Genomic DNA, 23,089 nt, shown 5'->3' with positions numbered 1-23,089 from the left:
CAGGGGCGATCAGGGCTTCTTGCGGAACGCGTCGAGGCTGACAACCTTCTTGCCCGGCTCGGTGCCGTCCGGCAGCTCGGCGGTGTTCTCGACATCGGCGTCGGCATCGTCTTCAGCAGCCTCGGCGCCGGGGGCGATCTGCGGATCGAACTGCAGGCCGAACTGCACCGAGGGGTCAAAGAAGCCCTTCACGGCCGAGAAGGGGATCACCAGGGTTTCGGGAATACCATCGAAGGACAGGCCGATCTCGAAACCGGTTTCGGTGACCTTGAGGTCCCAATACTGGTTCTGGATAACGATGGTCATTTCCTTGTCATACTGGCCGAGCAGCTTCTCGCTCAGGCGCACGCCGGGGGCGCGGGTGACAAAGGAAATAAAGAAGTGATGCTCGCCGGGCAGCCCGGTCTTGGCGACCTCGGCCAGCACCTTGCGAACGACGCCGCGCAGGGCTTCCTGAGCGAGAATATCGTAGCGCATATGGTCTTCGGCCATGGTCACCCTTTCGGCGCAGAGAAGTAGAATCCGGTTTGGCCCATATCAGCCCCAGCTGTCCGGATTATTCAAGACCAAAGGCAGCGGGGAGCGCAATTGGCTGTGAAGCCGGTCCGTGTCGAAGCGATGAGGGAAGGTGCAGGCTTCTGTTGCCAGGTGCCTGCGGACCCCGCCTGTCACCCGGCTAGGGGTGGAGGACTTAATTTCCCAATGCTAGCACTGCTTACGCAGCGAGAGCGACTGGAGCCTTATGGTTGTCATTTGCAACTATAAGTTTCGGACCGATAACGGTGGTACCTCACCGAGCAAAAGCACACCCTTTACACCCTCGTCGATCCTGTTTCGCCCCCATTGGCTGCCCGCCTGCGCGGGAAGATGGTGGAGGCGCCGGGTACTGCCCCCGGGTCCGAATGGTTTATTTCGATGACAGTTTATCGCCATAGCTCTTGCGAGCAGGTTCTATATAGGCGCGCTGTTGGCGGGATGCAAACACCCCGCGCAGTTTTGATCCCCCGTTAACCCGACTCCGCCAGTCTGGCCGCGATCCATGCGGGGGGCGGGCGATGGCAGTTCGGCGGTTGATGCGGCGGAGATGGCTGGGCGGCGTGCCGCTGCTGGGGCTGGCGCTGATGGGCATGGCCGTGACCGGCGCCATGGGGCTGGTGCTGCGCGATGGCTCGCTGAGCGATGCTTTGCTGAGCCCTGCGCCTGTTGCCGTCAGCGCGACCAGCGTGCCGCAGCGCAGTTTTCCGGTGTGTGCTGGCGGCAAGCGGGTGACCTGCGTGGTGGATGGCGACACCTTCTGGCTCGACGGGGTCAAGGTGCGCATCGCCGATATCGATACGCCCGAGGTCAGCCAGCCCGGCTGTGCGGCAGAGTCGGCGCTGGGGGCGCAGGCAACGGTTCGCCTGGCGCAATTGCTGGTGGCCGGGCCGTTCGAGATGGCCGTCGCCGATCGCGACGAGGACCGCTATGGCCGCAAGCTGCGCATTGTGACGCGTGACGGCCGTTCGCTGGGCGAGGTGCTGGTGCAAGAAGGGCTGGCCCATCGCTGGGGCGGGTCCCGTGGCGGCTGGTGCTGAGGCGGATGCGGCCGGAGTACATTGTCGCGCCGATATGACAGCATGCGGTCGCCCGGCGCAGTGCTGGGATGCTCAAGGTGCGGTGCCGGACATGAAGAAAATCGTTTAACCTGGAGATCTTAGCCCCGGCGGTGGAGGGTTGAAGCATGTCCTGGTTGCGGATTCCCGTCTTGGGCGGGGAGATCAAGGTCAAGCCGAAGTATCAGATGCGCTGGGCCGAGCGTGCGGGCCTGGTGCCCAAGCTCAACTTCGGGTTCTTCATCATCTCCTGGTGGAGCCGGGAAGCGCTGGAGCGGGATCGGCGCAACTCCCCCTAGGCGTGCCCTGGCGATGGCGGCTGGCAATGCGCCGGACTAGCGCGGGGACCAGCGCATGCGCATGTAGACATCGCCGGCTTCGAGCTCGTCCAGCATCTGCGCCAGATGCTGCTGCTTGGTCTGCTCGCCTTTGACCTTGTTGATCCACAGCAGATAATCGTTGCGCTGGTAGGGCGGCCGGGCGTCATAGGCGGCGCGCAGGCCGCGGGCATCGAGCGCCTGGCTGACGAAATCGGGCATGGTCTCGCGCTTGCGCAGCGGACGGAGAACCGGGCTCATGCTGGCTTGCCCTGTTCCTGTGGCGACGGTGTTGGTTGCCGCATGGCAATCGCTCCTGCTGGGTCTGTCGCTCCAGCCTGACCCGGACCTGCTGACAGGGGCTGACAACTGTTGGCAAGGTATTCACATACCGTTGACGGGTGGAAGGGGCCATGGCGCAGATGGCGCTGGAGCGCGTATAGAGCGGGCCTGCCACGCCACAAGAGGCCAACATGACCGACACTGCCACTGACAAATCCACCGAACGCCTGATCCACCTGGCCGAGCGGTTTCTGGGCAAGGGCGAAACGGCGCTGACCAAGCGCGAGCGCAAGGTGCTCGAGCAGGCGCTGGGCAAGCGGGCGCTGTCCACCGACACCAGCCTGACCTTTGATGACAGCTCCACCTTCGGGCAGCAGCTGGCCGACAAGGTCGCAGCGTTCGGCGGTTCGTGGGCCTTCCTGATCGGCTTCGGGGCGGTGCTGCTGGCCTGGGTCAGCGTCAACCTGCTGCTGGCCCGCGCGGCGCCCGATCCGTTTCCGTTCATCTTTCTCAACCTGATCCTGTCCATGGTCGCTGCGGTCCAGGCGCCGGTGATCATGATGAGCCAGAACCGGCAGGCGGCCAAGGATCGCCTAGTGTCCAGCCATGATTATGAGTGCAATCTGAAGGCCGAGATCGAAATCATGGCGCTGCATGACAAGATCGACCAGCTGCGCAATGACGAGATCAAGCAGCTGATTGCCAAGCAGCAGGAGCAGATCGATCTGTTGACCCGGTTGATGGGCGCGCGCCTGGCAGAGACGGTGGCGACCGAATCGCATTAGTTTTGCCGCATGCAGCCCTATCTCAAACTCCTCGCCACCATCCTTGAAACCGGCACTGACAAGGCCGACCGCACCGGAACCGGGACGCGCAGCCTGTTCGGCTACCAGATGCGCTTTGACCTCTCGCTGGGCTTTCCCCTGGTGACGACCAAGGCGCTGCACCGCAAATCCATCGTCAACGAGCTGCTGTGGTTCATCCGCGGCGAGACCAATGTGCGCTGGCTGCAGGAGCGCGGCGTCAAGATCTGGGACGAATGGGCCGATGAAAACGGCGATCTCGGCCCGGTCTATGGCAGCCAGTGGCGCAGCTGGCCGGCGCCGGACGGGCGCAAGATCGACCAGCTGGCCAATGTGATCGCCTCGATCCGCAACAATCCCGATTCCCGCCGGCATATCGTATCGGCCTGGAATCCGGCGGAAGTGGACGACATGGCGCTGCCGCCCTGCCACTGCCTGTTCCAGTTCTACGTGGCCAATGGCAAGCTGAGCTGCCAGCTCTACCAGCGCTCGGCCGACAGTTTTTTGGGCGTGCCGTTCAACATCGCCTCCTATGCGCTGCTGACCCATATGGTGGCGCAGGTGACGGGGCTCGAAGTCGGCGATTTCGTACACAGCTTTGGTGATGTGCATCTTTATGCCAATCACTTCGCGCAGGCGCAGGAGCAGCTCAGCCGCGCGCCGCGGCCGCTGCCCAGACTGGTGATGAACCCCAATGTCACGCGCATCGAGGATTTCGTGTACGAAGACTTCGCGTTCGAGGGCTATGATCCGCATCCGACCATCAAGGCGCCGATCGCGGTATGACCGAGAACCTCCGGGCCATCTCGGACAAGGTCGCGGCGGTGTCGGACATCTATGCGCAGCGCTTCGACATTTCGCGTGATGCCGACTGGTTCCTGCTCAAGCTGCAGGAAGAGCTCGGAGAACTGACCGCCGAATATCTCAAACTGTCGGGGCGCGGCCGCAGCAAGGGGGCGTCCGCTGAGGCGATCCGCGCGGGGCTGGAGGACGAGGCCGCCGATGTGCTGGCCATGCTGCTGCTGTTCGCGCGGCACCACGAGATCGATCTGGGCGCCGCGCTGAAGCGCAAATGGTTCCAGCACCTGCCGCAGGACGCGCGCTGAGGCCTGCCGCTGCCGTCAGTCTGTCACAGCAACGGGCGCGGCAAAGGCGGCAGCCAGAGCATCTGACATGGGCAGCTGCAGATTGATGCCCTTGGGCGGGATGGGGCTGGTGAACCATTTGTCATAGATCGGCGTGATCTCGCCGCTGCTGTAGATCTCGGCGAGCGCGCCGTTGACCGCATCGACGAAGTCATGATCGCCCAGCCGCATCATCAGCCCATAGGGTTCGGGTGGGCCGAAGGCATCGGCAGACAGGATGTAGAGGTCGGGATCTTTGGCATTGGCGACGCGGGTCGACAGGATGATGGAATCCATGGCGAAGGCCGCCACGCGGCCGCTGGCCATCATGTCAAAAGCCGCCTGGTGATCCGGCGTGGGAACGACGGCGATGTTGAGGCCCTTCTCACGGCTGGCGGCATTGAGCTGACCGATCACCGTGGTGCCCAGCGTGGAGGCAACCGAGTGGCCGACCAGGTCGGCTATCCGGCGCGGACCGCCGTCCTTGAGGGCAATGAACTGTACGGCCGTCAGGAAATGCGGAAAACTGAAGGCCACGCTCTTGCGGCGCTCGGCGGTATTGGTGCTGGCCACGCATTCGATGTCGATCTCGCCAGCATTGAGCAGGGCCACGCGATTGCTGGGCGTGCGCTGCACATAGTCGATCTGCAGCGTCGGCAGACCGAGCTGCACCTGCAGCTTTTCGGCGACGCGATTGCACAACTCGATGGAGTAGCCGACCACCTGGCCACTCGCGTCCAGATAGGAGAATGGCGGCACTTCAGCGCTGTAGCCGATGCGGATGTGGCCGGTGTCGCGGATATGCTCAAGCGTTGAAACCGGGGCTTGTGCATGGGTGGCGGGCATGACAGCAGCCAGAAGGACGCTGGCGAGCAGGGCGCGGATCATAGCGCGTGCGATCATTGCAGATACTCCACCGGGTGGTTGAAGGCCTCGGCCAGCTGGGGCGAGAGCGGCAGGTTGAGGTTGATGCCGTTGGGCGGGATGGGCGAGGTGAACCACTTGGCATAGAGCGTCTCGATCTGGCCGCTGCTGTAGACCTCGGCCAGGGTTTGATTGACCAGCGCCTGGAAATCCGTGTCGCCATACTGGAGCAGCAGCCCATAGGGTTCGGGATCGCTCAGCGTGTCGACCGAGAGCACGTAGCTGTCCGGATCGGGTGCGGCGGCGATCTTGGCGGCCAGGAGGATGTCGTCCATCACAAAGGCTGCGGCGTGGCCATTGGCGACCAGGTCGAAGGCATCATCGTTGGACTTGGTGGGGATCACCGCGATGTTGAGCTGACGGTCGCGATTGATGGTGTTGATCTGGTCGATATTGACCGTGCCAGAGGCGGAGGCGACCGAGCGACCGGCAAGATCGTTGATCGTTTCGATGTGGTCGGCGCGGCGGGAGACGAAGCGCGATGCGGTCATGAAGTGGGGGTAAGAGAAGGCCACAACCTTGCGGCGCTCGGCAGTGTTGGTGGTAGCGGCGCATTCGAGGTCGATCATGCCCGATTTGACCATGATGAAGCGGGTTGCCGGGGTCGCGGGCACGAAGCGCACGGCAATATCGGGACGATCGAGCCTTGCCCGGACCTTGTCGACGACGTGGCGGCACAGATCGATCGAGAAGCCCATGACAGTGCCGTCGCTATCCTCAAAGGCAAAGGGCGGTTCGGACACGCGATAGCCAATGGCGATCTCGCCAGATTTGTCGATCTTGGCCAGGGTGCCGGTCAGAGGGCGGGTCTCCACCTGGTGTGCCGATGTCGCCAGAGTGAAGGCCAGGAGCAGTGCAAGACAAGACGTCAGGTGTTTCATGCAGCGCTTCCCATGTTGCCACGAAATCTCAGGTGCATTGGCGGCCCGCTGTGAAGCACAGGGCAACTGACGTCAGGCCGCATCGCTGGCCTGCCGTGCGGCCTGGCTGTCTGGCGGCGCAATGGGGTTGACGAGGTCGATGGCCTCAAGGGCCTTGGGGCGGGCGAAGAGGTAGCCCTGCACATAGGTGCAGCCGGCGGCCTGGAGGATGGACAGCTGTTCGGCGGTTTCGACGCCTTCAGCGGTGACGCGCATGTTGAGGCCGCGTGCGAGAGCTGTGATGGCGGCAACAATGGCGCGACAATTGTGCTGGTCTGCCAGATGGGTGACGAAGCTGCGGTCGATCTTGACCTTGGTAAAAGGCAGGCCCACCAGATTGCTGAGCGAGGCATAGCCCGTGCCGAAATCGTCCAGCACGATGCCAATGCCGCTGGCCTGCAGCGATCGGAGCATGGCGGCCGCCTCCGAGCCCGAGAGTGCAACTGTTTCGGTGACTTCGAGCTCGAGGCGCGAGGGTGGCAGGTTGGCGTCGGCCAGGGCCTGGGTGATGGTCTGGTCAAAGCCCGGTTTCTGGATCTGGGCGGGGGAGAGGTTAACGGCCAGGGTATAGGGCTCGGGCCAGGTGGCGGCATCGCGGCAGGCCTGGCGGATGATCCAGTCGCCCAGCGGCACGATCATGCCGGTTTCCTCGGCCAGCGGGATGAACTGGTCGGGCGGGACCATGCCGCGGACGGGATGGCGCCAGCGCACCAGTGTCTCAAAGCCAGTGGTCTTCATGGTCGCGAGATCGACGATGGGCTGGTAGTGCAGCACGAATTCCTGTCGCTGCAGGGCCAGGCGCAGGTCAAGCTCGAGCGCGTGCTGGTCCTGCACGGCCATGTCCATGCCATCGTGGAAGAAGCTGAACAGCCCGCGACCGGACGCTTTGGCGCGGTAGAGGGCCAGGTCGGCATTCTTGAGCAGTTGCGTGGCCTGGGTGCCGTGCTGTGGGGCCGAGGCGATGCCGATGCTGGTGCCGACGACAAGATCGAGACCGTCGAGCCGCACGCCCGAGGAGATGGCTTCGAGCAGCCGGGTCGCCAGCTTGCGACCTTCCAGTTCGGCATCGCGCTGGACGCGCTGGATAATGGCGAATTCATCGCCGCCCAGCCGCGCGGCCACATCGCCCGGGCCCAGCACGGCGACCAGGCGCCCGGCCGTGGTAACCAGCAGATTGTCGCCGCTGGCATGGCCCAGCGTGTCATTGACCGATTTGAAGCGGTCAAGATCGAGCATCAGCACGTTGAAGCCGCGCCCCTCATCCAGTCCGGCCACGGCCTCCTCAAGGCTCTTCATCAACAGGGCGCGGTTGGGCAGGCCGGTGAGCGGATCGTGATGGGCAACATGGGCCAGTTCGACGGCCATGTCGCGGATGTCCCGCAGATGGCCGCGCTCCACCACAGCGCCGCGCAGGGTCTCGATGGCAACGGCCAGGTCACCGATCTCGTCGGTTCGGTGCTGGAAGGGCGTGCGCTGGTCGGTCTGTTCGCTGGCGATGCGCAGCGTGGCGCGGATCAGTGCCGGGACGGGCTTGAACAGGCGGCTGGCGGCGAGGGTGCCAACGATGGTGGTCAGGATCAGCATGCAGACCAGGGCGACCAACGCGTTGAACATCAGCTGGTTCTGCTGGCGCATCAGCGCCGTCTGGCGCCCTACACTGGTGATCACAGCGCCGAGCACCGAGCCATCCGGCTTCACGATGGGCAGCAGGCCGGCGTAGTAATCCTGCCCCCCGATGGTGGTAAAGCCCGTGGCGAGCCGCCCCATGCGGCCAGCGCCGGCAAACAGCGGCGCGTCCCTGGCGACCTGCTCGGCTCCCTCCGCAGGCGCGCTGGTGCCGGCAATGGGAAAGAAGTCGCCGGCCGGGTCAAAACCGAAGATCCACACATCGTTGGTGGTCTGCGTGGCGATCAGCGCCAGTACGTCCGCCGGGCTATAGCCGGTGTAGAGCACCGACTCATCGTCGCCAATCGGGCGCTCGGTAATGATGCGGTTGACCTGGCCGGTCGTGTCGGCGTCCACAGCAATGTAAGTATAGATGCCGCGCAGCGTGGCGCTGGCGATCTGAATATTGGTGCGGGCGCGTTCGCGCCACTGCTCCTGGGCGGAGGAGGCATAGATCTGCCAGCCGATGGCGGCGCCCAGGCAATAAGCAAAGATAACGCCGACCAGAAAGATGGTGGTGGTCTTGCCCAAAAGGGAATGGCGCCAGGCCCGGATCACCGCAGCCGGTCCGCTGCCCTTGCGGCTGCGATCGGCGACCAGGCGCTGGGCCGTCGCATGGTCTGTGGTGGGGCCGGGCGAGGTCTCTTTCATGGATCCCTGGTCTGACAAAATTACTGCCCCTCAGGCAGTTGAATGCCAAGTATCGGGCTAAAAACTTAATATGGAGTCATCTGTATTGTGCGGGATTGCAGCTATCGCAGCACGCCGCGCATGCCGGTGCACGGGGACAAGTCCGGTGAGGCGTCTGGTGCTGGCGCAGCCGTCAGGCTAGCGTGGCGGCGCGGGCAGGGCGACGGGCAAAGCAGCCCGCGACACCCGTATGATGGCAGCGCGGCAAGGCGTGTTGGAGGATGACGATGAGATTTCTGGCGGGACTGGTGATGACGCTGGCATGCACGATGCCGGCCTTGGCCAATGACACCTCGGCGGTGCTGACCACAGGCGGGCTCGAATTCGTCACCAATAGCGACATCGTCATGCAGAGCGAGGATCTGTTCATTTCCAAGGAGCAGATCAAGGTCGACTATGTGTTCCGCAACGATGGCACCAGCGACCAGACCATTCTGGTCGCCTTCCCCATGCCCGACATCGTGCCCAACTTCTATTCGCCGATCGCTTTCCCGACAGGGCCCGACGACAATCTGTTCGAGTTCGAGACCACGTTCGACGGCAAGCCTGTGACGGCTACGCTGCATGAATATGCCTTTGCCCATGGGGTGGACCGCACCGATGTGCTCAAGCAGATGGGCCTGCCCATGGTGCCGATCAGCGAAGGTGCCCAGGCTGCTATCGAGGCACTAGACCCCGAGAGCCAGGCGCAACTGCTGCATCTGGGCATGATCACGCCCGATGAATATGACGACGGCCAGGGCATGAAGAAGCACTACTGGCCCGGCTGGACCTACAAGGCCACCTATACCTGGGAAGGCACCTTCCCGGCCGGCAAGACCGTCAACGTGGTGCATAGTTACAAGCCGAGTGTGGGCGGCACGGCGGGCATCGCTTTCCTCAGCGAACCCTATGAGGGCTATGACCCGGCGGTAGAATACGCCACCAAATATTGCACGGACCAGGACTTCCTCGACACAGTGCGCTCCAAGCTCAAGAACCCCGAAGAGAGCTGGTCGGCGCCCTATATGGAAAGCTGGATCTCCTACATCCTGACCACGGGTGGCAATTGGGGCGGCAATGGCATCGAAAAGTTCCGCCTGGTGATCGACAAGGGCAACCCCAAGAACCTGCTGTCATTCTGCGGCAAGAATGTCACCAAGACCGGCCCGACCACCTTTGAGATGACAGAAGAGAATTTCTGGCCGGAGCGGGAGCTCGACATCCTGATCCTGGACTATCATGCCGAGATGGAGCAGTAGCGGGCTTTGGACAGGGTCGATAGTCTGACAATCCGGCCGGCGGTGGCAGGCGATGCGGCGCAGATCGTGGCTTTCATTGCCGCGCTGGCGGCCTATGAAAAGCTCAGCCATGAGGCCAAGGCCAGCGAAGCCGACATCACGCGCGACCTGTTCGGGCCGGACCCCAAGGTGTTCTGCGAGATTGCCGAATGGGATGGCGAGCCGGTGGGCTTTGCCCTGTGGTTCTACACCTATTCCACCTTCCAGGGTCGACACGGTATCTGGCTGGAAGATCTCTATGTCGACCCCGGCCAGCGTGGCCGCGGCATTGGCAAGGCGTTGCTGGTGCATCTGGCGCGGCGCTGCGTCGCCGAGGGGCTGGGGCGCTTTGAGTGGTGGGTGCTCGACTGGAACGAGCCCTCGATTGCCTTCTACAAGTCGCAGGGCGGGGTGATGCAGGACGAATGGACCAAGGTGCGCGTTGATGGCGATGACCTGCTGAAGCTGGGTGGCGCATGACACCGCGCGTTGCCATGATCGTGGGCGTTGCGGCCAATGGCGTGATCGGCAGCGATCAGACCATTCCCTGGCGCATCCCGTCCGACATGCAGTTCTTCCGCCGCACCACCATGGGCAAGCCGGTGGTGATGGGCCGCAAGCAATATGAGACGGTGGGCAAGCCGCTGCCGGGGCGCACCAATATCGTGATCACCCGACAGCCGGGCTATCAGCCAGAGGGCGTCGTGGTGGTGCCCAGCATTGAAGCGGCGCTGGACCGGGCGCGTGCGGTCGCCACGGCTGATGGCGTTGAGGAGATCATGATCATCGGCGGCGGCGAGATCTATGCCCAGTTGATGGACCGGGCCGACCGCCTCTATGTGTCCCATATCGCCCTGTCGCCAGAGGGTGATGTGCGCTTTCCGGCCATCGATCCGGCGGTGTGGCAGGTGATCGACAGCCCCGATGTCGTGCCCAGCGAGAAGGATGAAGCAGCCTACCGCGTCAATGTGTACGCTCGTCGGTAGACTGCGGCGCATTGATCGCGCGGAATGCTTGCCTATATAACTCTGCAACGACGTGACAATTATCCGAAAGGGACGCGATGCCGTGGGAGAATAACGGAGGCGGGGGTGGCCGCAATACTGGCGGCCCCTGGGGGCAGGCACCTGGCGGCGGCGGCGGACCGCGGCGGCCCGGCGGCGGCAATACGCCCAATCTCGAAGATATTCTCAACCGCGGCCGCGACCAGTTTCGTGGTGGCATTCCCGGCGGGCGCTGGGCGCTGGTCGGCGGTGTGCTGGCGCTGGTGGCCTTTTGGGGCCTGAACAGCATCTACACCATTGATCCGCAGGAAGTGGGCGTCGAGCTGCGTTTCGGCACGCCCAAGCCCGAGCTGTCGCTGCCGGGCCTGCATTTCCACCTGTGGCCGGTCGAGACCGTCGAACGTGTGGTCACCACCGTCAACCAGACCCAGATCGGCGTCGCCGATGCCAGCGGCACCGCGCGCAGCAGTGCGTCCGGCGACGGGCTGATGCTGTCGGGTGACCAGAATATCGTGAACGTGCAGTTCTCGGTGTTCTGGGCGATCAACGATCCGGTGCAGTATCTGTTCAACGTGCGCGACCAGGAATCCATGGTGCGCTTCGCTGCCGAAAGCGCGATGCGCGAAGTGGTCGGCCGCCGTCCGGCGCAGGACATCTATAGCGATGACCGCAGCGGCGTATCGACCGAAGTGCTGACCATCACCCAGTCGATCCTGCAAAGCTATGGCCTGGGCGTCAATGTCAGCCAGGTGCTGATCGAGAACGCCGGCCCGCCGGCCGAAGTGATCGATGCGTTCAACGAAGTCCAGCGTGCGCGCCAGGACGAGACGCGCCTGCAGGAAGAAGCCCGCTCCTATGCCAATACGCTGCTGGGCGATGCCCGCGGTCGTGCGGCGGCGCTGCGTGAAGACGCGGCGGCCTATACCAACCGCGTCGTGCAGGAAGCCACCGGTGAGGCCGAGCGCTTCAACGCGGTCTATGCCGAATATGTCAATTCCCCCGAAGTGACGCGCAAGCGCCTGTTCCTGGAAACCATGGAAGAGGTGCTGGGCGGGTCCGAGAAGGTGCTGATCGAGAACGACCAGAACGGGCAGGGGGTGATCCCCTATCTGCCGCTGCCTGAGTTGCGGTCCGGCGCCCAATCCACTCAGACGACGGGGAACTAAGTCATGCAAAACCGTCTCATCATCATCGGCGTCCTCATCCTGGGCGCCCTCTATGTGGTCTTTTCTTCGCTCTACATCGTGGACGAGCGCGAACAGGCCATCGTCATGCGCTTCGGCCAGATCACCGATGTGCACAAGGAGCCGGGCATCTATTTCAAGGTGCCGACCGATATCGTGGACAGCGTGCAGATCATCGAAGATCGCCTGCTGCGCTATGACATCGCCAATATGCGCGTGCAGGTTTCGGGCAATGCCTTCTACCAGGTTGATGCCTTCCTGACCTATCGCATCTCCGACCCGCGCCTGTTCCGCGAACGCGCAACCGGCCAGCTTTCGGTGGCCGAGGACCGTATCGGGGCGAGCCTTGATTCCGCCCTGCGCCAGGTCTATGGCCTGCGCGAATTCAATGCGGCGCTGTCTGAACAGCGGGCGCAGATGATGCAGGAAGTGCGCGACCTGATCCGTCCAGACCTGGCCGAACTGGGCATCGATGTAGTGGATGTTCGCATCCTGCGCACCGATCTCGACGCCGAGGTTTCGGCAACCACGTTCGAGCGCATGCGGGCGGAACGTCTGGCAGAAGCGGCGCTGCTGCGCGCCCGTGGCCAGGAACAGGCGCAGTCGCTGCGCGCCATCGCCGATCGTCAGTCGGTGGAAATTGTGGCGGCCGCGACCCGTGATGCCGAAATCATCCGTGGTACGGGCGATGCCGAGCGGAACCGTCTGTTTGCTGCGGCCTATGGTCAGAACCCGGAATTCTTCGAGTTCTACCGCTCCATGCAGGCCTATCGGAAGGCGCTGCCGGGCACTGGCACCACCATGGTGCTGTCGCCTGAAAGCGAGTTCTTCCGCTACTTCGGCTCCAATGGCAGCCTGCCGGCGGCAACCCCGAACCCGGCAGCACCGATCCAGCCGACGGCAGCGCCGATGACGGCGCCGACCAGCAATGAACCGGCCCTGGATGGGCTGGGCATTGAGGATACCCCGGCGCCGACCATGACGCTGCAGGATGGCTCGCAGCTGACCCCGACGGTGGGCACCGAAGTTCCGGCGCCGGCCGAGTCGACGCCCCCGGCAGCAGATCCGGCGGCCGTGCCCGCACAGTAAAGCGGGCAGCCACTGAAAATAGGAAAGCCGGCGCAGGGACCTGCGCCGGCTTTTTGCTACTTCAATCCAGAAAGGTGCAACAGGCGGCATCGGCCGGTGTGATGGCGCAGTCCTAAACTCAGCGTCGGCGTGGATTGGTGATCCGATAGAGCACATGCGGGCGCAGTGGATTGCCTTCGGGAACAGTCACGTCGGCAAAATCGTCGGCTGGGGTCCGGCGCATGCCCAGTGATTCCATGGCGCGGCGCGACGGGGTGTTAATGGCCGAGGTATAGCCGACAATCTCGGTCATGCCGTGGGCCCAGCCCCAGTCGAACCAGGCCCGGCTGGCTTCGCTGGCATAGCCCTGCCGCCAGAATGGCCGGCCAAGAATCCAGCCGATCTCGATGGCCGGGCCTCCGGGGACGTCATCGGTGATGGACAGACCGGCGCCGCCAATCAGGGCACCATCGTCGCGGCGCTCCAGCGCCAGGAAGGCAAAGCCTTGGCGGTCAAGATGGTCCATGCATTGGGCGATGACCGCGTCGGATTGCGCCTGATCAAGCAGCGCCGGGTAATAGTAGCGACGCACCTCAGGATCGGCATTGATGCTGGCGAAGGGCGCGCAGTCTCGGTCCGTCCATGGGCGGATGACCAGGCGGTTCGTCTCCAGCCTCATCGCACAATGTCGTCTTCCGTATAGCCCTGCAGATAGAGCAGGGCCGTCAAATCGCCGTGGTCGATGCGAATGCCGGCTTCGGCCGCGACGGCGGGCTTGGCATGCAGCGCAACGCCAAAGCCGGCGATGCGGATCATGTCGAGATCATTGGCGCCATCGCCCACGGCCATGGTGCGGCTGAGCGGCAGGTTGCGCTCGGCGGCCAGGGCCTCGAGGCGCAGGCGCTTGGTGCTCTTGTCGACAATGGGCTTGGTGACGGTGCCGGTGAGCCGGTCGCCGTCGAACTCGAGGACATTGGCGATGGCCTCGTCAAAGCCGATGCGCTTGGCAAAGAAGTCGGCAAAGAAGGTGAAGCCGCCCGAGACCAGCGCGGTATAGGCGCCATAGGCCTTCATGGTCTGGATCAGCGCGCGGCCGCCGGGGGCCAGGGTAATCTGCTCGCGGCGAACCTCTTCGATCACCTTGCGCTCCAGCCCCTTGAGCAGGGCGACGCGGGTATCGAGGGCCGCTTCGAAATCGAGCTCGCCGCGCATGGCGCGATCGGTGATGTCGGCGACCTGTTCCTTGATGCCCAGGGCTGCTGCCAGCTCGTCGATGCACTCCTGGTTGATCATGGTGGAATCCATGTCGGCCACCAGCACCGGCTTGCGGCGCCCTTCGGTGGGTACCAGGGCCGCATCGACGCGGCGCGTGCCGATCACCTGGCGGGCCAGAGACAGCGCATCGGTTGACATCGGCTCGATGATCTCGCAGGCAATGCCGTGATTGAGCCAGTTGAGCTCCCCACCGGTTTGCTCTACCACCGCCGCCGCCAGGGCAGGGTCGAGTTCGGAATCGATGGGATTGGCGATAAGGCAGAGAACCGGCATGTGGTCTACTCGGGGAGGAAAAGGGTGAAAGGCCGCAGGCGCGCCGTTCTGATAGCGGGTCCGACTGCCAGCGGCAAGTCGGCGCTGGCGCTCGAGATGGCGCGCGCACAGGGCGCGGTGATCGTCAACGCCGATTCCATGCAGGTGTATGACACGCTTTGCGTGATCACGGCACGGCCGGCGCCGCATGAAATGCTCCAGGCCGATCACCGGCTCTATGGCACCGTGCCGGCGGCGACGCGCTTCTCCACCGGCCAGTGGCTCGACGACGTGTCTGCCATCATGGCCGAGACGGGCGATGCACCGCTGTTGTTCGTGGGCGGCACCGGGCTCTATTTCGATGCGCTGCTCAATGGCTTTGCCGATATTCCCGAGGTGCCCGAGGCGCTGACCGCAGCGGTGCAGGCCGAGATTGCCGGGCTCGACGCGGCCGGGCGGCTGGCGCTGTTGCAGCAAGAAGATCCGCAGGCGGCCGAGCGGCTCAAGGTGGCCGATCCGCAGCGGCTGATCCGCGCCATTGCCGTCAAGCGCGCGACGGGGCGGACCCTGTCGAGCTTTCAGGATGACAAGCAGGCCGGCGTGCTGGGCGATTTCGACGTCGAGCGCATGGTGCTCGACCCGGACCGCATGGTGCTGCGCCAGCGCATTGCGCAGCGCTTTGCCGCCATGATGCGCAGCGGCGCGGTGGCGGAAGTTGCGGCGCTGATGGCGCTGGAGCTCGATCCGGGCCTGCCGGTGATGAAGGCCATTGGCGTGCGCGAGATTGCCGACTGGCAGGCCGGGCGCCTGGCCGAAGCCGAGGCGGTGACGCTGGCCACCATCGCCACCCAGCAATATGCCAAGCGGCAACGCACCTGGTTCCGCAACCGCTTCGGCGACTGGCCGCGGCGCGCGCTGGTTTAGTGTCTTGTTTGGTCGCGTTTCTGGCAAGAGTGGTGCCCACTTTGCCGGAAACGCTCTAGCTGCGCGGGCGCAGCAGCCCAAGCCGTTCGCGCATGGCAAAGCGCGTCACCAGCACCACGGCCACGGCCGCGAGGCCGGCCGCCAGCCCGATCCAGATGCCCAGGCCGCGCCAGCCCAACACGAAGCCCAGCAGATAGCCCACTGGCAGGCCGACGACCCAATAGCCGATGATGGCGACCAGCATGGGGATCTTGGTGTCGCTGAGGCCGCGCAGGGCATGGGCCGCCACGACCTGGGCGCCATCGGCGATCTGGAACACACCGGCCACCACCAGGTAGGTCGCGGCCAAGACGATCGCATTGGCATTGTCGGGTGCGGCACGGTCGAGGAACAGCGAGACGATCCAGGGGCCCAGGGTCAGGAACAGCACGCAGGTCAGCGTCATGAAGCCAGTGCCCAGGGCAAAGGCCGTCCAGCCCGCCTTGCGGATGCCTTCGGGGTCGCTGCGGCCATAGGCAACGCCAACGCGCACGGTGGCGGCAATGCCCAGGCCCAGGGGGACCATGAAGGCCATGGATGCCGTCTGCAGCGCCACGGCATGGGCCGCCACTTCATCGGTGCCCAGCAGGCCCATTAGCAGGGCGGCAGCGGTGAACAGGCTGACCTCGGCCAGCACGGTCAGGCCGATGGGGCCGCCGATGCGGAAGATTTCGCGGAAACGCGCCCAGTCCGGCTTCCAGAAGCGGATCAGGATGTGGAAGCGGCGGAAGCGCCGGTCGCGCAGCACAAAGGCCAGCATGGCGGCAAACATCAGCAGATTGGTCAGCACGGTCGCAATGGCCGAGCCGCGCAGCTCGAGGCGCGGAAAACCGAAATGGCCAAAGATCAACACGTAGTTGACCGCCGCGTTGAAGACCACGCCGAGAACGGTGATGACCAGGATGATGCGGGTGGAGTCAAAGGCCGAGAGCAGCGAGCGCAGGGCCACCATGGCCAGGGCCGGATAGAACATCCAGACCGCGACATGCACATAGCCTTCGGCCATGACGCTGGTCTCAGGGTTCTGGCCGAGCGCAGCGAAAATCGGCCGCACCTGCCAGAGCAGGGGGAGGAGGGCTGTGGCAATAGCGATAGAGGCCCAGAGGCCCTGGCGCACCACACGGCGCACCGCCTTGATGTCGCGGGCGCCACGCGCCTGCGCCACCAGCGGTGCGACGGCGCCAACAATGCCGAAGCCCAGCACGAGGAAGGGCATCAGGAAGGTCGAGGCGAGCGTGCCGGCGGCCAGATATTGCGGCCCCAGCCAGCCGGTCATGATGACGTCGGTGGTGGTCAGGGCATTCTGCGCGAGCTGGGCGATCACCAGCGGCCAGGCCAGGGTCAGCGTGGCGCGCAACTCCTCCATCCAGCTCAGGGCGGCAACAGGCCGATGGGTCGCGCCGGCGGGCGCAACCGGTTCTTGCTCGATCATGATAAAATGTCCTACTCGCAACATGATGCTCTAGCCGAATCCGCCTTGGGGCGGAAGGGTGCCGGCGGCGTTGAACAGGTGGCGAGGTGAGATGATGGACATGGGCATGACGGGGACGCAGCGCCTGACGCTGGCGTTGGCCGGGCTGATCGGGGCCGTTGGCGTGATGGCGGCGGCAGCGGCATCGCACGCGGGAGAGTCGCGCAATCTGTCGGCGATTGCCAGCATCTGCCTGGCGCATGGGCCGGCCCTGCTGGCCCTGGCGCTGCTGTCCCGGCGGCCTTGGCTGTCGCGGGCCGGACTGCTGCTGGCGGCCGGCACGGCGGTGTTCGTGGCTGACCTGGGGATGCGCGAATGGCAGGGACATAGCCTCTTCCCGATGGCTGCGCCCATCGGCGGCGCGGCCATGATCCTGGCGTGGCTCCTGTTAGCATTCGCGGCAATTGTGGTCCGCCGCCACAAATCCGGCTCTTTCTAGAGTGAAGTGATTTGTTAATAAACATGCAGTGGGGCAGTGTGCCCGTGCTGTTTCAACGGGAGTACCACCATGCATAAGATCCTGATCCTGGCCGCGACTGTTCTGTCTCTTGCCGCTTGCACCACCACGCAGCAGGGCGCTGCTGTTGGCGCCGGCGCTGGCGCGATCGTTGGCGCTGCGACGACTGGCTCGTTGCTGGGCACGGCTGTGGGCGCTGGTGTTGGTGGTGTTGTCGGCGCGGCTGCCGGCAGCATGGTCGGCCGCGTCGAAGGCAGCAACACGATGTGCGTGTATCAGCGCAACGACGGCAGCCGTTACCGCGACACCTGCCCGCGTGGCTAAGATGACAGCCGCACACACTGTTGTGCCGCCGCCACATTAACGCGTTTCGCGCCCGGCCTGGACAAGTCTCCAGGCCGGGCGTTTCGTTTGCACTGCAAACTGTCTTGAATTTCCAGACGATAGCCGCCATATTTTAGGCCTACGACACTGTCTCGTGCTATCTGAACGACCGGTCTGACCGGGAACTTGGCTATCTCCTGATTTGTGAATCGTTAGGCCGGACTTTTCTCTGGTCCGTTTTCAACCGTTAGCCGCTGCAGCGGCGACCACTTCGTGAGGACTGAGTTCCATGGCTACCATCACCGGTACCGTCAAATTCTTCAACACCACCAAGGGCTTCGGCTTCATCTCGCCCGAAAACGGCGAGAAGGATGCTTTCGTCCATATCTCCGCTGTTCAGCGTTCGGGCCTGCAGGGCCTGTATGAAGGCGACAAGGTGACCTATGAGCTCGAGACCGGCCGTGACGGCAAGGTGTCGGCGACCAATCTGACCCTGCTCAGCTAAGATCCTCGATCTTCTGTTCAGCGCGTTCGAAGGGCCCCACGGGGCCCTTTTTTGTTGGGCAAGCGGTGGGCGCATTGCATCGACAGCCTGCGGCGAACAGTGCATGGTTTTTGTCAACAATCTCAAGGAGTCGGGCCGACCGATGGTGCGCGAATTTCTCAGGAACTGGAGTCCGGTGGTCGAATCTGCCCCTGGGCTGCGCCAGGCGGGCGCCTTGCCCTATTCGGTTGTCGATGGCCGCATGACCTTCCTGCTGATCACCTCGCGCCGCACCGGTCGCTGGATTTTCCCCAAGGGCGCCATCGAGCCGGGCATGACCGCGGCCGAGAGTGCGGCCATCGAGGCCATGGAAGAGGCCGGCGTGTCCGGGCAGATCGAGGACACGCCCATCGGCAGCTATCGCACCGGTAGCGGCGCCAATGGCTCGGCGCTGGTGGATGTCGACATCTATCCGATGCGCGTGATGTCCCAGCTCGATATCTGGAAGGAGATGGGCCAGCGCCTGCGGCACTGGGCGGTGTTGCCCGAGGCGCGGCGGCTGCTGGCTGATCCGGACCTGGGGCGCCTGGTGGTGGCGCTGCACAACCGCGGCGTTGTCGACTAGCCAACCAGCAGGCGCAGGATGCCGAACAGGGCGGCCGACAGCGCGGCCGACGCCGGCACGGTGATTACCCAGGCGGCGGCGATACCCAGCACATGTTGGCGCCGCACCAGGAGGCGCCGTTCGCGCTTGCGCTCCATGGCGAGGGCGGCCTCGGGCGTGGCATTGAGCATGGCCGGATCAACGAATTTGGCGTGGATCGGCACAGAGGCCTGCTTGAGGTCGCGCTGCGAATGAAACTCGCGCAGGAAGCCGACGCCGAAAATAGCGCCCACCGCGATATGGGTTGAGGACACTGGCAGGCCCAGCGCTGATGCCGCGAGCACGGTGATGGCCGCCGACAGGGCCACGCAATAGGCGCGGATTTCATTGAGCTTGGTGATCTGCTCGCCCACGGTGCGGATCAGGCGTGGTCCGAACAGGGCCAGGCCCAGCGAAATGCCCAGCGCGCCGATCACGAGAACCCAGAGAGGCAGGGCGATGCCAGCGGCCTCCATGTGTCCGGTCTGGACGGTCAGCACGATAGCGGCAAAAGGGCCGATGGCGTTGGCCACGTCATTGGCGCCATGGGCAAAGGACAGCAGTGCCGCCGCCACGATCAGGGGCAAGCGGAACAGCTTGGAGATGTGCTTCTTGCGGTTCTCGATGTGCAGGGACTGGTGGCGCACCATGGGCATGGCGACGATCCAGCCCAGAATGGACATGGCGATGCCCATGGTCACCACGACGGGCAGGCCGGGCTTCCACACCCGGCTCAGGCCCTTGGTGGCCAGATACATGGCGAAGACACCGGTCATCAGCGCCACGAAGATGGGCACCCAGCGGCGGGCAGCGGAAATCTTGTCAACGCGTGTGGTGATGGTGTGGCGGATGATGTCGAGCAGGATTGCGGCAAAGATGCCGCCCAGCACGGGGGAGATCACCCAGCTGGCCGCAATGGTGCCAATTACTGGCCAGGCGACCGAGGCGAGGCCGGCGGCCGCGATGCCCGAGCCCACCACGCCGCCCACCACGGCATGGGTGGTCGAAACCGGGGCGCCGATGAGGGTGGCCAGATTGGTCCAGAGTGCGGAGGCGAGCAGGGCGGCCATCATCACCAGCACAAAGGTGGTGCTGTCGAGCTGTTCGCCGATCAGCAGGTCGCGGGCGACGGTGTTGACCACATCGCCACCGGCCAGCAGGGCACCGGCAGCCTCGAAAATGGCGGCGATCACCAGGGCGCCGCCCATGGTCAGCGCCTTGGAGCCAACGGCCGGACCCATGTTGTTGGCCACGTCATTGGCACCGACATTGAGCGCCATATAGCCGGCGATGGCCGCAGCGATAATGACCAGATAGCTCATCGGGCCGTCGCTGATGATGAAGGCGGCCCAGACGGCAACGGCCAGCAGGAAGACCAGGGCGATGCCGGGCGCGGCCAGCACACGCGACAGATCATGCGTTGCTGTTTGCAAGCCGGAGACGCGCTGCAAATCCTTGTCGAGGACGCTCTTGTTCATTGGGGCATCTTCATTGTCATAAAACTGTCACCCGCGCCCTTAGCATTGTCTGATGCCGAGGCCACCTGTTTTTGCGCCGCAAAGTGGCCGTCCTCCACGGAAAATCAGGCTGGCGGGCGTTGTGCCGACCATTGGCGCCGGATGGGTGGCGCAGCGGCGCAGTTCTGGTCGGCCGGGCCTTGACAGCTTTGCGCCATTGCACCTATCAATGCGGCCAGATTTTTTTGTTGGAGAGGTCCCGTGCGGGCACTCATTCTCGTAGTAGGCAGGCGCATCGGCATCGTGGGATAACATCCCGCGCGATAGCTGGTGCGCCGAAAACAGGTCCCGAACGGGGCCTTTTTTATTGCCCGGTTTCCGCCGCCACGAGACTGGGTCAAGTCAATGGACTTCAAGGAAGGAACGACAACAATGGCCGAAAAAATGACCGGCGCGGAAATGGTGATCCAGGCGCTGTGCGATCATGGGGTCGAGCATATTTTCGGCTACCCCGGTGGCGCAGCTCTCCCCATCTATGACGCGATGTTCCAGCAGGATCAGGTGCAGCATATCCTGGTGCGCCATGAACAGGGCGCGACCCACATGGCCGAAGGCTATGCGCGCTCGACCGGCAAGCCGGGCATCGTCCTGGTGACCTCGGGGCCGGGCGCCACCAATGCGGTGACGGGCCTGACCGATGCGCTGATGGATTCGATCCCCATGATCTGCATCACCGCGCAGGTGCCCACCACGCTGATCGGCACCGACGCCTTCCAGGAATGCGATACGGTCGGCATCACCCGCAGCTGCACCAAGTATAATTACCTGGTCAAGCGCATCGAAGACCTGCCGCGCATCATGCACGAGGCCTTCCTGATCGCGACCACGGGCCGCCCCGGCCCGGTGGTGATCGACATCCCCAAGGATGTGCAGTTCGCCATGGGCGACTACTACAAGCCCGATCTCGAGACGCTGCGCCACCAGAGCTACCGCCCGCAGATGGATGGCGACGCTGCCGCCATCGAGGCCGCGGTCGAGCTGATGCTCAAGGCTGAGCGCCCGATCTTTTACACCGGCGGCGGCGTGATCAATGCCGGTCCCGAGGCGTCTGAACTGCTGCGCGAGCTGGCCGAGTTGACCGGTTTCCCGGTGACCTCGACGCTGATGGGCCTGGGCGCCTTCCCGGCGTCCAACCCGCAGTGGATGGGCATGCTGGGCATGCACGGCACCTACGAGGCCAATCTGGCGATGCATGACTGCGACGTCATGATCAACATCGGCGCGCGCTTTGACGACCGCATCACCGGCCGCATCGACGCCTTCTCGCCGCATAGCCGCAAGATCCATGTCGATATCGACCCCAGCTCGATCAACAAGGTTGTGCGGGTGGATGTGCCGATCATCGGCGATTGCGCGCGGGTGCTCTCGGAAATGGTGCGCATCTGGCGCAGCCGGACCAACCAGCCGCGCACCGAGGCCATCGCGCCGTGGTGGAAGCAGATCGAGAAGTGGCGCGCGGTCAATTCGCTCGGCTACAAGAACTCGGACACCACCATCAAGCCGCAATATGCCATCGAGCGGCTCTATGAGGCCACGCGCAAGCAGGCCAAGGATGTCTATATCACCACCGAAGTGGGCCAGCACCAGATGTGGGCGGCGCAGCACTTCCACTTTGAAAAGCCGAACCGCTGGATGACCTCGGGCGGGCTGGGCACCATGGGCTATGGCCTGCCGGCTGCCGTTGGCGTGCAGGTGGCCCATCCCGATGCGCTGGTGATCGACATCGCCGGCGAGGCCAGCGTGCAGATGACCATGCAGGAGCTGTCGACGGCTGTGCAGTATCGCCTGCCCATCAAGGTGTTCATCCTCAACAATGAGCGCATGGGCATGGTGCGGCAGTGGCAGGATCTGCTGCATGGCAGCCGCTATGCGCATTCCTATTCGGAATCGCTGCCCGATTTCGTCAAGCTGGCCGAGGCCTATGGTGGCAAGGGCATCCGGTGCGACAGCCCGGCGGCGCTCGATGCGGCCATCCAGGAGATGCTCGACTATGACGGCCCGGTGCTGTTCGACTGCATCGTGGAAAAGGACGAGAACTGCCTGCCGATGATCCCGTCGGGCAAGCCGCACAATGAAATCATCCTGCCCGATACCGCCAATATCGGGGACATCATCGACGAGAAGGGACGGCAGCTCGTCTAGGGCGCTGCAGAGGAGAGAAATCATGAACGCACATCTGCAGCCCACCGGCTCGGCCTATTTCCTCACCAAGGAAACCCAGGAGATCGAGCGCCATACCCTCTCGGTGCTGGTCGACAATGAGCCGGGCATTCTCGCCCGGGTCGTCGGCCTGTTCTCGGCGCGCGGCTACAATATCGAGAGCCTGACTGTCAGCGAGACCGAACACGGCCGGCGACTTAGTCGCATCACGGTTGTCGTCATCGCCACCCCCAAGGTGCTGGTGCAGATCAAGCTGCAACTCGAGCGCCTGGTGCCGGTGCACAAGGTGCATGACCTGACCGCCGAAGGCGCCTCGCTGGAACGCGAGCTGGCGCTGATCAAGGTGGCCGGTTCGGGCGATCATCGTGCCGAAACGCTGCGCCTGGCCGATGCCTTCCGCGCCCAGATCGTGGACGCATCTGTCGAGAGCTTCGTGTTCGAGGTGACCGGCAAGCCGGCCAAGATCGACAGCTTCATCGCCCTGATGCAGCCCCTCGGGCTGGTCGAGGTGGTGCGCACGGGTCTGGCGGCGATCTCGCGCGGCCCGCAGGGCATGTGATCATTCTGGTGAGCGGCGGTGCCCAGGGGCCTGCCGCTCATTGCTTGCTGGCATTCGATTCAAAGGCGCGAGCGCGTTGAACGGAAATTTCCATGTCCGGGGCGCAGGCTGCGTCCATGATGGAATTGAATTGCCACCATCAAAATTGCTGG

26 protein-coding genes and 1 other RNA gene are annotated in these 23,089 nt (G+C 64.1%); 17 read left to right on the top strand and 10 right to left on the bottom strand.

Going from position 1 to position 23,089, the window contains the following annotated elements:
* Window positions 1–9 precede the first annotated feature (9 nt).
* Window positions 10–492, bottom strand: a complete 483-nt coding sequence (locus E8M79_RS14025) for an SspB family protein (protein WP_137152493.1) — start codon at window positions 490–492, stop codon at window positions 10–12.
* A 135-nt stretch (window positions 493–627) separates the two neighbouring features.
* Window positions 628–985: a transfer-messenger RNA gene (ssrA, locus tag E8M79_RS14020) on the bottom strand.
* An 88-nt stretch (window positions 986–1,073) separates the two neighbouring features.
* Here ssrA and E8M79_RS14015 point away from each other — a divergent pair.
* Both E8M79_RS14015 and E8M79_RS18415 read left to right on the top strand, forming a co-directional pair.
* On the top strand, window positions 1,074–1,574 hold the full coding sequence (locus tag E8M79_RS14015) for a thermonuclease family protein (protein ID WP_349236044.1): 501 nt from the start codon (window positions 1,074–1,076) through the stop codon (window positions 1,572–1,574).
* Window positions 1,575–1,720: 146 nt separating this feature from the next.
* On the top strand, window positions 1,721–1,891 hold the full coding sequence (locus E8M79_RS18415) for a hypothetical protein (RefSeq protein ID WP_171015860.1): 171 nt from the start codon (window positions 1,721–1,723) through the stop codon (window positions 1,889–1,891).
* Between the two features lie 36 nt (window positions 1,892–1,927).
* Here E8M79_RS18415 and E8M79_RS14010 read toward each other — a convergent pair whose 3' ends face one another.
* Window positions 1,928–2,170, bottom strand: a complete 243-nt coding sequence (locus E8M79_RS14010) for a YdeI/OmpD-associated family protein (RefSeq protein ID WP_137152491.1) — start codon at window positions 2,168–2,170, stop codon at window positions 1,928–1,930.
* A 212-nt stretch (window positions 2,171–2,382) separates the two neighbouring features.
* Here E8M79_RS14010 and E8M79_RS14005 point away from each other — a divergent pair, with 212 nt between their 5' ends.
* The 3 genes from E8M79_RS14005 to E8M79_RS13995 are packed head-to-tail and all read left to right on the top strand — an operon-like array spanning window position 2,383 to window position 4,100.
* Window positions 2,383–2,976, top strand: a complete 594-nt coding sequence (locus E8M79_RS14005; RefSeq protein WP_137152490.1) for a DUF1003 domain-containing protein — start codon at window positions 2,383–2,385, stop codon at window positions 2,974–2,976.
* A 9-nt stretch (window positions 2,977–2,985) separates the two neighbouring features.
* Window positions 2,986–3,780, top strand: a complete 795-nt coding sequence (locus tag E8M79_RS14000) for a thymidylate synthase (RefSeq protein WP_137152489.1) — start codon at window positions 2,986–2,988, stop codon at window positions 3,778–3,780.
* A complete protein-coding gene (locus E8M79_RS13995; protein WP_137152488.1) occupies window positions 3,777–4,100 on the top strand; it encodes a hypothetical protein in 324 nt (107 codons plus the stop codon). Before E8M79_RS14000 ends, E8M79_RS13995 begins: the two co-directional genes overlap by 4 nt.
* 15 nt (window positions 4,101–4,115) lie before the next feature.
* On the opposite strand, the gene E8M79_RS13990 is transcribed toward E8M79_RS13995, so the two are convergent.
* The 3 genes from E8M79_RS13990 to E8M79_RS13980 all read right to left on the bottom strand — a co-directional run bounded on the left by E8M79_RS13990 (window position 4,116) and on the right by E8M79_RS13980 (window position 8,278).
* Entirely contained in the window at window positions 4,116–5,021 is a 906-nt protein-coding gene (locus tag E8M79_RS13990) for an amino acid ABC transporter substrate-binding protein (protein WP_248304999.1), read from the bottom strand.
* Window positions 5,018–5,923, bottom strand: a complete 906-nt coding sequence (locus E8M79_RS13985; protein WP_137152487.1) for an amino acid ABC transporter substrate-binding protein — start codon at window positions 5,921–5,923, stop codon at window positions 5,018–5,020. The genes E8M79_RS13990 and E8M79_RS13985 overlap by 4 nt, the downstream gene beginning before the upstream one ends.
* Window positions 5,924–5,995: 72 nt before the next feature.
* Complete coding sequence (locus E8M79_RS13980; protein WP_137152486.1) at window positions 5,996–8,278, bottom strand: EAL domain-containing protein; 2,283 nt, start codon at window positions 8,276–8,278, stop codon at window positions 5,996–5,998.
* Window positions 8,279–8,544: 266 nt separating this feature from the next.
* Between E8M79_RS13980 and E8M79_RS13975 the strand changes: the two genes are divergently transcribed.
* The 5 genes from E8M79_RS13975 to E8M79_RS13955 all read left to right on the top strand — a co-directional run bounded on the left by E8M79_RS13975 (window position 8,545) and on the right by E8M79_RS13955 (window position 12,853).
* Window positions 8,545–9,558: a DUF4424 domain-containing protein gene (locus E8M79_RS13975; RefSeq protein WP_171015859.1), complete on the top strand. Its 1,014-nt coding sequence runs from the start codon at window positions 8,545–8,547 to the stop codon at window positions 9,556–9,558.
* Between the two features lie 6 nt (window positions 9,559–9,564).
* Window positions 9,565–10,056, top strand: a complete 492-nt coding sequence (locus E8M79_RS13970; RefSeq protein WP_171015858.1) for a GNAT family N-acetyltransferase — start codon at window positions 9,565–9,567, stop codon at window positions 10,054–10,056.
* Complete coding sequence (locus E8M79_RS13965; RefSeq protein ID WP_137152484.1) at window positions 10,053–10,562, top strand: dihydrofolate reductase; 510 nt, start codon at window positions 10,053–10,055, stop codon at window positions 10,560–10,562. The genes E8M79_RS13970 and E8M79_RS13965 overlap by 4 nt, the downstream gene beginning before the upstream one ends.
* 77 nt (window positions 10,563–10,639) lie before the next feature.
* Window positions 10,640–11,746: an FtsH protease activity modulator HflK gene (gene hflK, locus E8M79_RS13960; RefSeq protein WP_137152483.1), complete on the top strand. Its 1,107-nt coding sequence runs from the start codon at window positions 10,640–10,642 to the stop codon at window positions 11,744–11,746.
* A gap of 3 nt (window positions 11,747–11,749) precedes the next feature.
* Window positions 11,750–12,853 (top strand): protease modulator HflC, encoded by a 1,104-nt coding sequence (locus E8M79_RS13955; protein ID WP_137152482.1) that lies wholly within the window; start codon window positions 11,750–11,752, stop codon window positions 12,851–12,853.
* 118 nt (window positions 12,854–12,971) lie between these two features.
* Here E8M79_RS13955 and E8M79_RS13950 read toward each other — a convergent pair whose 3' ends face one another.
* Together E8M79_RS13950 and serB are read right to left on the bottom strand one after the other, a co-directional pair.
* Window positions 12,972–13,511: a GNAT family N-acetyltransferase gene (locus tag E8M79_RS13950; RefSeq protein WP_137152481.1), complete on the bottom strand. Its 540-nt coding sequence runs from the start codon at window positions 13,509–13,511 to the stop codon at window positions 12,972–12,974.
* Entirely contained in the window at window positions 13,508–14,380 is an 873-nt protein-coding gene (gene serB, locus E8M79_RS13945) for a phosphoserine phosphatase SerB (protein WP_137152480.1), read from the bottom strand. The genes E8M79_RS13950 and serB overlap by 4 nt, the downstream gene beginning before the upstream one ends.
* A 24-nt stretch (window positions 14,381–14,404) precedes the next feature.
* On the opposite strand from serB, the gene miaA reads away from it, so the two are divergent.
* Window positions 14,405–15,283 carry a tRNA (adenosine(37)-N6)-dimethylallyltransferase MiaA gene (gene miaA / locus E8M79_RS13940; protein WP_137152479.1) on the top strand — a complete coding sequence of 293 codons (879 nt, stop codon included), beginning with the start codon at window positions 14,405–14,407 and terminating at the stop codon, window positions 15,281–15,283.
* 55 nt (window positions 15,284–15,338) lie between these two features.
* Here miaA and E8M79_RS13935 read toward each other — a convergent pair whose 3' ends face one another.
* Entirely contained in the window at window positions 15,339–16,754 is a 1,416-nt protein-coding gene (locus E8M79_RS13935) for an MATE family efflux transporter (protein ID WP_248304997.1), read from the bottom strand.
* Between the two features lie 106 nt (window positions 16,755–16,860).
* On the opposite strand from E8M79_RS13935, the gene E8M79_RS13930 reads away from it, so the two are divergent.
* The 4 genes from E8M79_RS13930 (at window position 16,861) to E8M79_RS13915 (ending at window position 18,683) form a co-directional block, all read left to right on the top strand.
* Window positions 16,861–17,232: a DUF423 domain-containing protein gene (locus E8M79_RS13930; protein ID WP_248304996.1), complete on the top strand. Its 372-nt coding sequence runs from the start codon at window positions 16,861–16,863 to the stop codon at window positions 17,230–17,232.
* Window positions 17,233–17,301: 69 nt separating this feature from the next.
* The gene (locus tag E8M79_RS13925; protein WP_137152477.1) at window positions 17,302–17,574 is read left to right on the top strand and encodes a glycine zipper domain-containing protein; all 273 of its coding nucleotides are present in this window, start codon (window positions 17,302–17,304) and stop codon (window positions 17,572–17,574) included.
* 289 nt (window positions 17,575–17,863) lie between these two features.
* Window positions 17,864–18,079, top strand: a complete 216-nt coding sequence (locus tag E8M79_RS13920) for a cold-shock protein (protein ID WP_035101027.1) — start codon at window positions 17,864–17,866, stop codon at window positions 18,077–18,079.
* Window positions 18,080–18,182: 103 nt separating this feature from the next.
* Window positions 18,183–18,683: an NUDIX hydrolase gene (locus E8M79_RS13915; RefSeq protein WP_137152476.1), complete on the top strand. Its 501-nt coding sequence runs from the start codon at window positions 18,183–18,185 to the stop codon at window positions 18,681–18,683.
* Here E8M79_RS13915 and E8M79_RS13910 read toward each other — a convergent pair.
* The gene (locus E8M79_RS13910) at window positions 18,680–20,179 is read right to left on the bottom strand and encodes an inorganic phosphate transporter (RefSeq protein WP_137152475.1); all 1,500 of its coding nucleotides are present in this window, start codon (window positions 20,177–20,179) and stop codon (window positions 18,680–18,682) included. The genes E8M79_RS13915 and E8M79_RS13910 overlap by 4 nt on opposite strands.
* 411 nt (window positions 20,180–20,590) lie before the next feature.
* Between E8M79_RS13910 and E8M79_RS13905 the strand changes: the two genes are divergently transcribed.
* On the top strand, window positions 20,591–22,360 hold the full coding sequence (locus tag E8M79_RS13905; protein ID WP_137152474.1) for an acetolactate synthase 3 large subunit: 1,770 nt from the start codon (window positions 20,591–20,593) through the stop codon (window positions 22,358–22,360).
* 22 nt (window positions 22,361–22,382) lie between these two features.
* Window positions 22,383–22,937, top strand: a complete 555-nt coding sequence (gene ilvN, locus E8M79_RS13900; protein WP_137152473.1) for an acetolactate synthase small subunit — start codon at window positions 22,383–22,385, stop codon at window positions 22,935–22,937.
* Window positions 22,938–23,089: the final 152 nt, after the last annotated feature.

Origin of the sequence: Devosia sp. FKR38, assembly GCF_005222805.1 — a bacterium.
Taxonomy (GTDB): Bacteria; Pseudomonadota; Alphaproteobacteria; order Rhizobiales; family Devosiaceae; genus Devosia.
This window is presented reverse-complemented; position numbering and strand designations above follow the sequence as displayed.